Origin of the sequence: Actinoplanes aureus (assembly GCF_015704865.1) — a bacterium.
In the GTDB taxonomy this organism is placed as follows: Bacteria; Actinomycetota; Actinomycetes; order Mycobacteriales; family Micromonosporaceae; genus Actinoplanes; species Actinoplanes aureus.
The window spans coordinates 1-13,046 of sequence record NZ_JADQTO010000028.1 but is presented as its reverse complement, the minus strand read 5'-3'; the positions used below and the strand labels follow the sequence as shown (position 1 = coordinate 13,046).

Genomic DNA, 13,046 nt, shown 5'->3' with positions numbered 1-13,046 from the left:
GTATCCCGGTCGACATCGGCTGAAGGCTTGGCCGACGTACCGACTGTCGCACCTGACGACTCGCTCGTGTGCTACCTCGACGCGCTGCGCGTCCTGGGGTCGCACGCCGTTACCGTGCAGGCGGCTCTCCTGGACGCCCACGTGGCCGCCGATCACGCCGCACGCACGGCAGCACTGCGCAGCCTGCACTGCCAGCTGCGCGAGATGGCCGGCATCATCAACGCCGCTCTCGGCGCCCACTTCACCGCGGGGAGCCCGCAATGAGAGCGTGCCGCCTCCTACCCGCGGCCCTGGCTATCGCGCTCGCCTTGGCCGGCTGCGGCAGCACACGATCACGCGAAGCTCCCCGGGCGGCCACGTCAGCGAGCCTGGCAAAAACCCTGGACGACGAGCACGAACACGACCATGACGACGGACGTGCCGCCGCCCCGAGCGCACCAGCGGCCGCCGCCGCGCTCGACGCCGCCCGCAGCTACGTGACGGCCTGGGCCCGCCCCGACCTGGACCAAGCCACCTGGTACACCCAGCTGCGACCACTGGTCATCGCCGAGTACGCCCGCCTGCTCGCCGACACCGACCCGGCCAACGTGGCGGCGACCGCCGTCACCGGCGCACCCACGGTCGTCTCGTCGACCACCGCGGTCGTCGTCGCCGACGTGCCCACTGACGCTGGAGCAGTCCGCGTCACCGTTGTCCGCCACGACACCCGATGGCTGGTCGCGACAGCCGAGCCAGTGCCGGAGCCGTCATGAAGCCGCTGCACTGGGCAGCGGCGCTCGCCGCCGCGCCGCTGCTGCTGTGCGTCGCCGGGATCCTCGTTGCCATCGGCGACGAACCGGCCGGAGCCACCTGCGCCAGCCCGACAGCCTCCGCTCAGGCCAGAGTCCGCGAGCATGTCGGCGCGGTCGGACAGTGGGACTCAGCAGCGATCGACAACGCGGCGATCATCGTCGCCGTCGGACAGCAACGCCAGCTCCCGCCCCGGGCATGGGTCATCGCCGTGGCGACCGCCATGACCGAATCCTCCCTGATCAACGTGCGAAGTGCCGTCGATCATGACTCGCTCGGGCTCTTCCAGCAGCGCCCCAGCCAGGGCTGGGGCACTCCGCAACAGCTCGTCGACCGGGTCTACGCCGCCGGCAAGTTCTACGACGCCTTGCTCAAGATCAAGGGCTGGGAGAAGCTGGCACTCACCGTGGCCGCACAAAAAGTGCAGCGCTCCGACTACCCGGACGCCTACGCCAAGCACGAAGACGACGCGGAAAAGGTCGTCGCCAAGGTGACCGGTGCCGCCTCCATCACCGACCTGCCCGGGGCAAGCCTCGCCGACTGCGACACCTCCGCACAGATCTCGGCGCATGGCTGGGTTCGGCCGGTCAACGCGCCGGTCGGCAGCCCCTATGGGCCACGCGAGGGCAAGTTCCACCACGGCGTGGACCTGAGCTCAAAGCGGTACACGGTGATTCGGGCAGCGTCCGGCGGCCGTGTCCTGTGGTCCGGCTGCGACCCCGGAACCGGCAACTGCAACGTCGACGGCACCTCGGAAGGCAGCGGCTGCGGCTGGTATGTCGACATCCTGCACGCCGGCGAAGTCGGCACCCGCTACTGCCACCTGGTCCGCAAACCCGACGTCGCCGAAGGTGACACCGTCAACGCCGGTGACCCCATCGGGCTGATGGGCAGCTCCGGACGCTCGTCCGGCGTCCACCTGCATTACGAGGTGCACCTGAACGTCTGCGGCGGCAACGGCGGCAACGACTGCGACCTAGACCCGGGCAACAGCACGAACCCGGTGCCGTTCATGCGGAATGTCCAGGCGTCTCTCGCCGAGTGACTGGTGCTGCTCAGGCGTGACCATGACATGGCGGCGGGTGCGATGCGCGCGTACTGGGCGGCTAACTGTGTCGCCATCCCCAGCCCGCAGGCGGTACGCAGCCCTGTCTCTTGCAGACGTGAGGCCAATTCTTCTCACGGGTTTACAGAACCCAGATCAGCCGCCAATCCGCACGAGGAGGACTCCTTGCCGCTCGTTGAGCCGATCAGCCATCACCGCGCCCGATACGCGCGCATTCCCGCGGTCGACCAGGCGGCGAGGCATCTTCAGACGCCACCGTGCGCTGTCCGCAGAACGCGACTCGGCACCCGCGCACCGCGTCGCCAGCGCCGCCCCGTTGCTGTAGCCGCCCAGGGCAAAGCCTGGAAGAGGAACGGACTGGCCGTGGCCTCACAGGAATATCCGCAGCAGGTGCACGACCGCCTCTACTCCCCGTCGGCTCCGACCCCGGCAATCCATGCCGTTCAGGAGAGCAATCACTGCCGACAGGTCCGGGAGTTCCCCGGCGACGAGGGCAGGACATGAGTACGAGCGACGTCCCCGGCACCGTGGACTCGGGTCGCGCGGATGAGCCCGCAGCCATTCGCGAGTCGGCCGCACCTCTGAAGCGTGTCGCGCTGCTGTGCCGTAGCAGCAACCTGATTCGGCGCCACCTGGAGCGAACGGTACTGCGTAGCGCGCGACTGACCTGGAGCAGCTACGACATCCTGCAGCTCACTGTGGCTCGCCGGCCCATCGATACCCGCACGATCGCTGAAATCGCATGCGTCTCCAAGGCATCCGTGACGATCTGCGCCGATGACTTCGTCAACCGGTCCCTCATCCGACGCGGCTACGATCCCCAGGACCGCCGCCGCGTGCTGCTGCACCCGACACCGGCCGCCTGGCAACTCATCCAGGACATCCGAGCCCGGCTAGCAGCGGAGATCGACCGTCTGCTGCATGGCGGACTCCCCGGCCTCGACGCCGACGCGACCACGCTGCTGCACCAGATCGTGTGCAGCACACGACATCCGACGGACTCACCCGTCGCCAAGTCAACAGGCACGTAGAACCGAGAGCTGGCTGTAACAGCTGTCGGCGTACGGGTTCCAGTTCCAGTTCCAGGGCAGAGGCGGGTACGCCAAATGTGCAGAGGGCCGGGACGCGAAGCGCTCCATACGCCGCGACGGCGGCAGGCACGGCGACCCACCTCCGCCACTCACGATGAGTAATCAGTGGCCCGCACTACACGGCATGACGCAGGCGGTAGAGGCCAGGGTCGAAGGCGGGCGGGCGGACGCCCGCCCTTCGGCCCCTTGGCCTTGCGGTGCGCGTCCTGGTCAGCCTTGCTCGGGATGCACGCCCGGATGCCGCGGCGGCGCAAGGTGGGCACGGTTGGCCTTGACGTGTACGCCTTATCGGCCAACACCAGGTCCGGCCGGGTCCGCAGCCGGCCGCCGCCGGCGCGGGTAACACGCACCTTAGCCAGCACCGGCATGAACTGCGGGCTGTCGCCGCGCTGCCCGGCGGTCACCACCACGGCCATCAGCTTGCGACCCTGCCTGCCAACCCGATGAGTCTTGGTGGTCCACCCGCCCCCGGACCGGCCGAGCCCGTGATCTGCTGGCTCGTCCTGCACACCGCCGGGCGGCTCCTTCTGCTTATCGGTGTCCCGGCGCGCGCGCCGGCCGCATGCTGACGAGCGCGGCTGATGGTCGAGCCCACGCTCACCGTCCAGCACGATCAACCCCGCCGCGTCCGTCTAGATCACCCTCCAGGGTGACCGATGGCAGCATGCTGGGCCAACGGCGCCGCTCATTCGATGGTCAACTCGGCGGCGGTTTCAGGTTCAACGGTTTCCGGCTCAGGCAGGGCCTGAGAGGCAGGAGAAGGTACGGAGAGCTGTTGGCTTTCCGCGGATTGATGTATGGCGGTGGCCAGCTCGGCGACGCCGCGATTGAGTTCGCGTAGCTCGTGGAGGATCTGCTGCTGGGCGCCGTGGTGGGTGGCTGTCTCGATCTGGTGCAGCAAGGTGGTGAAGAGGGTTCCGGGGCCTTGGCTGCGGGTCGTCGTGCCGCCGGTCAGGGTGTAGAATTGGCTCGTCAACAAGGATGCTTGAGCACTTTGGCTCAGGTGTTCGGGGCCGCGATCGCCACTAGTAAGTTGTGGTGGAGCGGCCCTGTTGTTGTTCAGGGTGAGTTCGTGGCCGGTGTGGGCGTCGATGATGGTGGCGATGTCGGTGATGCGGCTCCACCACTGGGGTTCGTCGTTGGCGAGAGCTCGCTGGAACGACCACGCTGCCGCGTCTGCCATCCAGAGGCCGGGTTGCTGGCGGTCATCGAGGTGCATTAGTCGCATCCGTGAGCTGATCTGCTGAGTGCGCACGAGCCGGCGGTAGGTGGTCATGTCGGGCAGGTCGGCTGTGGTGACTTTGCGTCCTTGCAGTTGTGCTTGCACCCGTTCCCGCTCACTGGCGCGGGTGTCCATGACGACGTCACGCACTTTCTGCTCGTTGAGCTGTTCCAGTAGGCGCGCTAGGGCAGTCTGCCGAGTGTTCTCCTGGGTGCTGTGGGAGGCGTGGGCGACGAGGACGGTCCAGCCCGCGTGGGCCTGGATCGCGTCGAGCATGTCCTCGATGGGTGTGAGGTGCCCACGGTGGTACAGGTCGGTTGCGTGGAACCCGGCACGTCCCGCGGCGGCTTGCCGTGACGCGTCGATGACGTCGGTGAGGTCGTCGCTGTCTACGATGACGCTGGCGAACATGTATATACCGGGCTGGCCGCGCAGCTTGAGAGACGTCTCGTCGACGAACGCGACGGGGTATCCGGTCATCTGAGTCCCCCCGGGTGGCCCGCAATGTGGGCGTTGACGCAGTTCAGCGATGCGCCGGATGCCTGCTGCGGGTGGTCAGTCACGGCCGAGATCCAGGTCGTGTTCGGCTGGCTGCGGCTCGTGGTCGGCGGTATCGGTGACGCGCTCGTAACCGGCGGCGGCGTCGTGCGCGAGCCGGTCGCGGACCGGTTCGGCGTGCCGGTTGGGTCGGGTGGCGTCCACAGCATGGACGCGGTCGGTGGCCTGGCGGACGGTTTCGGCGACGCGGATCGCGGTGGCGGCGACGTTGGCGGCGCGGCGTAGGGCTTCGGTGTGGGCGGCGAGTCCGGCGTACCGGATCGGTAGAGCCTGCGCGTACCAGGTGCTCCACTGCCGGTGACGGTCCTCGAGGACGGCGACATCGTGGGCGGCTGCGGTGACCCGGCCCCGAGCGTGATCAAGCTGCTCGTGCAGTTCGTCGACGACCACCGTGGCACGGAGCGCGGCGACGGCTGCCGCTTGTTGCTCGGCGGCGGCCCGTGCGCGGACCGCCGGGGTGTGCCACCAGCGGGGTGCAGGTGTGCCGGCGCGCGACGCGGCCTGGCTGGCGTTGGTTTGGGCGGTGGCGAGGGTGAGCCGGGTGTCGCGCAGGTGTTGTTCGGCGGCGACGAGCCGGGTGTGGGCGTCGCGGAGGTCGCCGCTGACGTACAGCGGTGCGGCCCGGTCGGCGGCGCGTTGAGCTTCGACGAGAGCCCGCAGTTGCGGGTCGGTCGCCGCGGCGACTTGCCCGGCGACGGTGGCGATGCCGAGCACGAGGCGGGCGCGGTGCCAGGCGCCCCAGCGGCCGGGGTCGCGCGGGGACGGTTCGGGGCCGATGGGCTCGTCGCCGGTGACGGCGTATCGGTCGCGGTATGCGGCTACTACTGCGGCTGCGGACAGCCACTGCCGGTGGCCGGGTTCGTCGTCGGGCACAGGGCCGAGCGCGTGGCTCCAGGTGGGCCGCTGCTGAGCGGCGAGGTCCGCGAGGGCGCTGACGCGGCGGTCGCAGATGGCCGCGACCTGGGTCAGGGCGGTGCCGATGTCGCCGCCCGCGTCGCTGATCCGGTCGGTGTAGGAGCCGGCCTGGCCGGCGCTGATAGCGACGACGGGATCGGGTCGGATGTCGCGGTGGGTGTTGTCGATGCGCCAGGCGAGGACCGCGGCGGTGTCGCGGGCGGTGGTGAGCTCGCGTTCGGATGCGACGGCGGCGAGGACTGCGGCGGGGTCGTATCCGGCTGCGGCCAGGCCCTGCAGCCGGGCGGCCAGGGCGGGCATCGCCGGGTCGGCGGCCAGGTTGTCGGCGACGGCAGGCCCGGCCACGGCGCGGATGACGGCGACGTAAGCGGGCGCGGCGACGCGGGCGGTGAGGTCGTCGTAGATGGCGCCCCAGTGGCGCAGGGCGTCGACGTCGGCCCACAGGGCTTGTTCGGTTTCGGTGGCGGAACGGGCGGTGGTGTCGGCGCGCAGGATGTCGGCGAGCAGGGTGATGCCGGCGGTGGGCGGTTCGGCGGGGTGGCCTTCGGGTGGTTCGTCGCTGGTGACGACGCCGATCCAGTTGAGCAGCCGGCCGCGGGTGGCCATCACATAGGCCCGGGCCCGGGTGGTCGCGGAGTCGACCAGGGCACGGCCGACGTCGACGGTGCGGCCTTGGGCGGAGTCGACGGTGGCGGCGTAGGCGAGCTGGACGTGCTCGGCGACGTAGTCGGCGGGCAGCACGAGCCGCGCTCCGGTGGTCGTGTTCTGGACCTGCAGCCCGCCGTGGTCGGTGACGGCGAGGACGGTCCATTGGTCGCGGTTGGCGACGAACTGCTCGCCGGCGATGAGGTCGCGGTTGTTGCGGCGGGTGACGATCAGGTCGCCGACGCCGGCCTTGGTGCCGTTGGCGAGAGCGACCGCCGGGCCTGGCGCGACGATGCCGGCGTTGATGAGGATGTGCCGGGCTTGGGCGGCGATGTCGGCGGCTTCGGCTTCGGTTTCGACCATGATGAGGCTGCTGTGGCCTTGGATGATGTCGGCGGCCCAGCCGTTGAGGGCCAGTTCGGTGAGGTGCCGGCGGTCGCCGCCGAGGATGCGGCCGCGCCGGTCGTACTCGGCGAGCACGGTGGTGTCGCCCTCGCGCAGCCGCAGCGAGGCGGGGCCTTCCCACGCCTCGTGGAAGCGGCGTACCTCGGACAGGGCGGTGGTGTTGCCGAGAGAGGCGAGATACCGGAACAGGCCGCCGGGCCCGACCGAGCTGATCTGCTCGGGGTCGCCGACGAGGATCAGTTTGCCGCCGACGGGGGCGAGCAGCTGGGTGAGCCGGACGAGGTCGAGAGTGGAGGCTTGGGAGGCTTCGTCGACGATGACCCACTGGCCGGGCTGGAACGCCCAGTCCTCGGCGGCAGTGCCGTCCGGTGGGTTGTGCTGGGCCTGCAGCCACATGGCGATGTTCTCGGTCCGGATCCCCGCCGAGCCACCTTCGCGAGTGGCGGCCGCGAGGACGTAGGCGGCGTTCTGGCTGACAGTGAGGCCGAGCACCGGGCTGTTCGCGCGGTGCGCAGCGATGCCGACGGCCCGCTGCAGGTAGGTCTTGCCGGTGCCGGCCGGGCCGACGATGCCGGTGACCCGCCGGTCGTCGCCGACGGCGAAATGCAGCGCTGCCCGCTTCTCGTCGCTGAGGTCCAACTCGGCGGCGACCTGGTCGAGCAGGAGCCTGGCGGCCGACGTGGCGCCGCGGCCGGTGGCGTAGGCGAGGAGTTCCTTCTCCGCGGCGAGCACCGGCTGGGTGGAAAATTTCAGGTCGCGGTGCCGGCTGTAGATGCTCTGCCGGTCGCTGCCGCGCACGAGTGTGTCGCCCCATTCCAGCAGCGCTGGTGGGGTGAGTATCCGCAGCCCGGCGGCGTGGGTGCGCAGCGCGTGGGCGGCGAGCTGCTGCACCTGCTTCCAGTCGGCAGTCCGGTCGGTGTCGGTGGGGACGTGCAGGATCCGGCCGATGGCCAGTTCGAGGTGGTCGATGGTGAACACCGCTCGTTCGGCGCTGAGGTCGTGAACGGCGCGTTCGACGGCGAGGTGCGGGACACGTCGGATCGCGGCGTCGACGATCAGGGACCGCTCGCGGTCGTCGCGGATACCGAGCGCGGCCGCAGCGCCGTTCAGGGCTGTCACGTCGAGGTGCGGCCCGTCGAGGCGCTGTCGCGCGTAGGCGAGGACTCGCCATGCGGCACGGTCGATGTCATCGGTGACGACGCCGGCGACGACGCGCTGGACCGCGTCAATTGTACCGAGGCCGGCGGTGCGGTCTTCGCGCCGCCACCGGGCGACGGCCTGCACGGTCGACTCCGGGCCGTCCTTGTCGGGGCGGGTACGCAAGGTGGCGTCCTGAGCCCGGCGCCGCCACCGCCCGGCATCGAGCCGGTCCCGGCCGACGGCCAGGTCGGTGACCCGGGTTTGCATCTCGGCGTCGATGGCGGTGCGCCGCTTGGAGTAGTGCGCCACCTGCCGGGCAGTGATCCCGATGATCTCGCGGATCGGCGAACCCTCGCGGGCAGCGAATCGCACCCCGAGCCGGCGTCCAAGCTCGGTCTCGACGGCCCGTTCGTAGGCGATGCGGGCGGCGATGGTGGCCTGGTAGAAGGCGCGGCTGTCCAGCGACAGCCACTCCTGGCGGCCGTTGCGGGTGATGCGGACCTTGGACGAGACGATGATGTGCGAGTGCAGCTGCGGGTCTTTCTCGCGGCTCATGCGGTGGTCGAACACCGCGGCGGCGAGCCCATCGGTGTCGACCTGGACCAGGCCGTTGGTCCCCAACCGGGTGAATGCGCCGTGCCGGCGCAGATGCTGCAGGGTGGCCCGGACTCCTTCGTGGTGGGCGGCCATCACCTGCTGCTTGACGATGTCGTCGCCGAACGCCCACAGCAAGCTGACGCTTTTGACCGGGGAGACAGTGACGTCGAAGCCGGCGACCGGGCGGCGTTCAGGCGCGGTCCAAATGTTGAGCCACACCCGTGCGATCTGCTCGTAGGTGGCGCCTTTGGGGAGCTTCTCCCACGCTTTCTCGACAGCGGCACGACGGGCGTCGTCGTCCATTGCCTGATATTGCCGCCAAAGTCGGCCCAACTGTTCCCCGGTAACGGGGTTCTTTCCCTCGGCGAGAAGCCGCTGCAGTTGTTGTTCGGTGACCTCGCCACGCACTCCGAACAGCGCATTGCTTTGCCCGGCCCACCAGCCCGGCGCTTCACCGTGAGCGGTGGGGTCGGCGTGGTAGGCGACGACGGAGTGCGGTTCAGCTGGGCGAAAGTCGTGCCGGCCGGTGGCGACCTGCCGGGTGAGGTACGCGATCCCGGCTCCCGGCGCGATGCGGGTAACCGTGAGCATGGCAGCGACGGTACGACGCGCCGCGCCGCCTTTTCGACATTTGAATGCCAGGGGGTGTGCTCGAAGGAAGTAAGAGAGAGTTGGTTTGGTCTTATAGGTGCTGGCCACACATGGTGTGGCTAAGGATAAACGAGTAGGAAACTACTTCCGACTAGTTTTTAACGATTGTCAGGCATGGTTGTGGTCAGGGTTGAATATGTAGCGTGGTCGTATGGCGAGCAGAACGACGAATGACGCGGTGAAGAGCCTGCGGGGTCGCCAGCAGGCGGAGGAGTCGGCATTGGCGGTGGCGCTTGACGCGGCCGATCGGGTCGGGCGGGCACGGTCGAAGCGTGACGCTGAGGTGCGGCGGCTTGATGCGGCGGTGAGTGAGGCTGAGTTGATCGAGGATGAGGCGCTCGCGGTCTTGGCGGTGTTGCTGCCTGGTGACGTGGTGGCGCAATTGCTGGGGGTGGGGTCGGCGCGGGTGCGTCAGGCCCAGCAGCGCGCGGATGTTGAGGCGGTCAGCAGCAGGGTGGCGGGGCTGACGGGTGCTGCCCCGGCTCCTCGCCGGGGCAGGCCGCGTAAATCGGGTCGATTAGCGGTGGCGGGCAGCGCCGGTTCGGGGTTGGACGGTACGCCCGTCGTTGATTTCCCGGCTGATATTGCGGGTGGTGGCGGGTTCGGGGATCGCGTCGGGTGATGTCGGCTGGTCGGTGAAGGTGATGTCGTACTCGGCGCAGATGTCTTCGATGTGGCCCGTGGTGTCGGGCTTGCTGAGCAGGGGGCCGATGCGGTCGGCGAGCGCGGAGAACTCGTCCAGTGTGATGGTCGCTGTTGGCTGGCTTGTGGTCGGCATGCTGGCGCTCCGGTCGGTGGTGAGGTGTTGATCGGGGCTGATGCGCGCGCTAGCGTGGGGGTTGGCCTTCCCGGTGCTTCGTGCGCCGTGTTGGTTAGCGTTGGGCCGACGGACTTTGGCCGTACATCTCTTCGGAGATGTCCCCGAGAGGGGCCGTCGGCCCTCTTTCTTTTCGCGTAGCGCGCGCCGGGTGCCGGTGAAGTGCGGCCGTGGGCGGTGGGCGCGGCAGCTCGGGGCGGCGTGCTCGATGCGCGCCGGCGCGGTCGGCGTACGCGAGTGGTCCGCTCGGTTGAACAGCTGCCCCGGGGACGCGCGTCCCCGGGGTGCTGGCGATCAGAACGGGATGGGGATCTCATCCCAGTTGACCGGGTCCGGCTCCGGGATCGCGTTCATGATGAGAACCGTGTTCGGGAATCCGCATACGCCTTCACGTTGCGCGTCGGCGGTCAACGTGTTCTGTAGGTCGTCGGGGATGTGCGCGTACTTCTTGACCTCGTCGATGAGGTTCGCTGCGCGGGTGACTTGGGCGAAGGTGCAGCCAAGCTCGTCGTCCGGGGCGTCGAACGGGCAGTCGTTGTCGGTCTTGTACATCTGGAAGAAGTAGGTGCCGAGTCCCTTTTCCCATCCGACGGCGACACAGTCGATGGACTCGTCCAGCGGCACGAGTTCGTGACGGCTCACGTTGTGGCCTTCCCTCTTGTGTTGTGGTGGTTAGCGTCGTCAGGGTTTGGCCTCCCTGACTGGTTAAATCGTACAACACTAAACGAAGTATATCTATATCTTGGGCACGTTTTGTTAAGCTTTATGCTGTTTCTATTGCGCCCAGGAGTGCGGCAATGGCTGATTGTTTGCGCAGCTCGCGGATGTTTGCTTTTGGTGTTAAGCCGCTTTTTCGGCCGTGGGGGGCGAGCTTGCTCGCCAGGTTGGGAGCGGCGGGAGCCAAATACGGTGTGGGGGTTTCGAGTAAAAGATCATGCGGGTTTTGCATGATGTTTTAGGAGCCCGCAGCGGATTTGGTGGACGCCGGGAGCAACCTACACTCGTAGCGTCAGCCGACGGCCGGAAAGGGGCTTTGCAGCGCGGCCGAAGGCCGCTCCGTTCTACCGGCCGGCCACGGCCGGCCGGGGTGAGCTCGGCCGTAGCGATGAGTGAGGCGCGGCGGCCAGCCGGGCCGCCGCGCCGGGGCGCGTCAGCGCTTGCCGTAGCCGACGACGGTGCGGAACTCCCGGAAGTCAGCAGGGCTGGTCGTGTCGTAGAAGTCCTTCTCCCCGGTGAGCACGTATCGCCGGGCGCCCTGGCGGCGGGTGAAGGCGGTGTTGCGGCGCGTGCGGCGGTCGATGATGTCGAGGTCGTGGAACATCGCGCTGCCTCCTGGTGGTGACTCTGGGTGCGGCTGCCGGGCCGGTCGGTGCCCCTGGGCTGCCGCGCTGACAGGACCGTGGAGAACCGGAACGGCCTGCCGGTGGGCAAGCCGATCTGAGGCGAAAAGATCTTGGAAGCGTGGGAGGGCCCGGCATAGCGAAGCGCGCCGGGCCCTCCCACGCGATCCGGCGCGGCGCAGCAAGCCGGTCCAAGATGTTTTGCCGGCTTGCCCACCGCCGGACGGGCCGGTTACCCCATCAGGACTGGCTAGCGCGGTCGCCCGGCATGGACGGCCAGTCCGCATCCGTCACCGCCAACGGCGCGATGTTCCGTCCTCGACGGAACGGCTGCCGCGTTATCGCGTCGCGACGCTGACCGGGGTCGCCCGCCGACAAGGCTTCTCAACGACAGGGGTTCCGATTCGCGGGCACGTTCCACTGTGGACCCGGGAGGCAACATCGTATATCGTCGATGCAGATCGTATACGACCCTTTCTCTTGGCCGTTTCAAGCTCAAGTCACTGGGGGAGTTATGTTTCGAAGAAGCCCATCACCTATACGTGCGGCAAAGCCGGCGCGTCACCTCTCGCGCCTGCTCGCCGTGGTGGCGCTGGCGGTGCCCGCATTGCTGGTGGCGGCCAGCCCGGCCCGGGCAGACTTCACGCCTTCCGACGGCGGCGCCTACTATCTGCGCCAGTTCGTGTCCGAGAAGTGCCTCGACGTCACGGCCGCGCAACCCGGTAACGGGACTTACCTGCAGCAGTGGGACTGCTCGCCGGAGTGGAACCAGCAGTTCGTCTTCTCCGAGCCGGGCAGCCCGACCGGGGAGCGTTCCTGGAAGATCAAGCCGCGCTTCGTGCAGAGCAGATGTCTTGACGCCAAGGATGGGGTGCACTATTCGACCCGGATCCAGATCTGGGACTGTCACGTCGGGTGGCAGCAGAGATGGGTGGTCCGCGGGGTCCGGGGCTACGCGGGGGCGTACACCCTGCATGCCGCGTACCTGCCGAACTACTGCTTGACGATCCGGCAGCCGAGTGGTGGCAACGGGCAGATCGCCGAGACCGCTCCCTGCAACGGCACCTTCGGACAGATGTGGCGTTCGTGATCTGACCCTTCGTGAACATGGGCCTTGGACGTTGTCGTCCGGGGCCCATGTCGTTGTCGGAGAACGAAGCGGAACGAAGTATTCCGTTGCGAGTATTGAGGAGCCGGCAAGGAGCGAGATCCGCCTTTTCCGCATCGACGTCTCCGACGCCGAGATTCAGGACCTCCGTGATCGGCTGACCCGCACCCCTGTTCCGGCCCTGGCTGCGGATACCAGGTCAGGACCATCATGCGACGCTCATCGGCCGTAGGTGGAGCCAGCCGTCCGGGTCGGTGAACAGGTCCGTCCAGTGGATCAGATCGTGGGTGACTGTCCGGTGGACCTCAGTGATGTCGGGTAGCTGAGACAGGCGGGCCCTCGTCCGCAATTCGCGGACTTCGCCGCGGAGTCAGTACCCGGTGGCGAGGGCCACCTCGCCGAGCATGGCTCGCAGCTTCTCTTTCTCGGCCTCGGCGTATCGCTCCGGGGGCGGCGTCGAGCAGGTGTAGTCGCTGGCCTTGTCCCGTGTCGTTTGCCGTCGAGGTTCGTCCCGCGTGACAGCGAACCTTGTCCCGGTGGGGGTTTCTGCCAGTCAACTCGGTTCGTGCTGACGGCGGTGGTGTCGGCCGGCTCACCGTTGGCAGGTTTGCCGGTCGAGGTTCAGCTTCTGGGGAAGATCTCGGTCTCGGGGCGCTGCATGTACTCCATCGCCGCGGTGAACTCTGGGTCGCCGAAGCGTCG

Annotated in this window: 10 protein-coding genes and 1 pseudogene; 5 read left to right on the top strand and 6 right to left on the bottom strand. The window is 68.4% G+C overall.

Going from position 1 to position 13,046, the window contains the following annotated elements; all coding sequences use genetic code 11:
- Window positions 1–27 precede the first annotated feature (27 nt).
- From I4J89_RS39385 to I4J89_RS39370, 4 genes are all read left to right on the top strand, one after another.
- The gene (locus tag I4J89_RS39385; RefSeq protein ID WP_196419306.1) at window positions 28–264 is read left to right on the top strand and encodes a hypothetical protein; all 237 of its coding nucleotides are present in this window, start codon (window positions 28–30) and stop codon (window positions 262–264) included.
- Window positions 261–752, top strand: a complete 492-nt coding sequence (locus I4J89_RS39380) for a hypothetical protein (protein WP_196419305.1) — start codon at window positions 261–263, stop codon at window positions 750–752. The genes I4J89_RS39385 and I4J89_RS39380 overlap by 4 nt, the downstream gene beginning before the upstream one ends.
- Entirely contained in the window at window positions 749–1,834 is a 1,086-nt protein-coding gene (locus I4J89_RS39375; RefSeq protein WP_196419304.1) for a M23 family metallopeptidase, read from the top strand. Before I4J89_RS39380 ends, I4J89_RS39375 begins: the two co-directional genes overlap by 4 nt.
- A 521-nt stretch (window positions 1,835–2,355) precedes the next feature.
- Window positions 2,356–2,886, top strand: a complete 531-nt coding sequence (locus I4J89_RS39370) for a MarR family winged helix-turn-helix transcriptional regulator (RefSeq protein ID WP_196419303.1) — start codon at window positions 2,356–2,358, stop codon at window positions 2,884–2,886.
- Window positions 2,887–3,110: 224 nt separating this feature from the next.
- Here the strand turns inward: I4J89_RS39370 and I4J89_RS39365 are convergent.
- The 6 genes and pseudogenes from I4J89_RS39365 to I4J89_RS39340 form a co-directional block, all read right to left on the bottom strand.
- Window positions 3,111–3,428, bottom strand: a pseudogene (locus tag I4J89_RS39365) (transposase); the annotation flags it as partial.
- A gap of 203 nt (window positions 3,429–3,631) precedes the next feature.
- A complete protein-coding gene (locus I4J89_RS39360) occupies window positions 3,632–4,648 on the bottom strand; it encodes a hypothetical protein (protein ID WP_196419302.1) in 1,017 nt (338 codons plus the stop codon).
- Between the two features lie 75 nt (window positions 4,649–4,723).
- On the bottom strand, window positions 4,724–9,019 hold the full coding sequence (mobF, locus tag I4J89_RS39355) for a MobF family relaxase (RefSeq protein WP_196419301.1): 4,296 nt from the start codon (window positions 9,017–9,019) through the stop codon (window positions 4,724–4,726).
- A 577-nt stretch (window positions 9,020–9,596) separates the two neighbouring features.
- Complete coding sequence (locus tag I4J89_RS39350; protein WP_196419300.1) at window positions 9,597–9,857, bottom strand: hypothetical protein; 261 nt, start codon at window positions 9,855–9,857, stop codon at window positions 9,597–9,599.
- 333 nt (window positions 9,858–10,190) lie between these two features.
- On the bottom strand, window positions 10,191–10,538 hold the full coding sequence (locus tag I4J89_RS39345; protein ID WP_196419299.1) for a hypothetical protein: 348 nt from the start codon (window positions 10,536–10,538) through the stop codon (window positions 10,191–10,193).
- 508 nt (window positions 10,539–11,046) lie between these two features.
- Window positions 11,047–11,217, bottom strand: coding sequence for a hypothetical protein (locus I4J89_RS39340; RefSeq protein ID WP_196419298.1), 171 nt, complete (start codon window positions 11,215–11,217; stop codon window positions 11,047–11,049).
- 617 nt (window positions 11,218–11,834) lie between these two features.
- Here I4J89_RS39340 and I4J89_RS39335 point away from each other — a divergent pair.
- On the top strand, window positions 11,835–12,326 hold the full coding sequence (locus I4J89_RS39335; RefSeq protein WP_196419297.1) for an RICIN domain-containing protein: 492 nt from the start codon (window positions 11,835–11,837) through the stop codon (window positions 12,324–12,326).
- Window positions 12,327–13,046 lie beyond the last annotated feature (720 nt).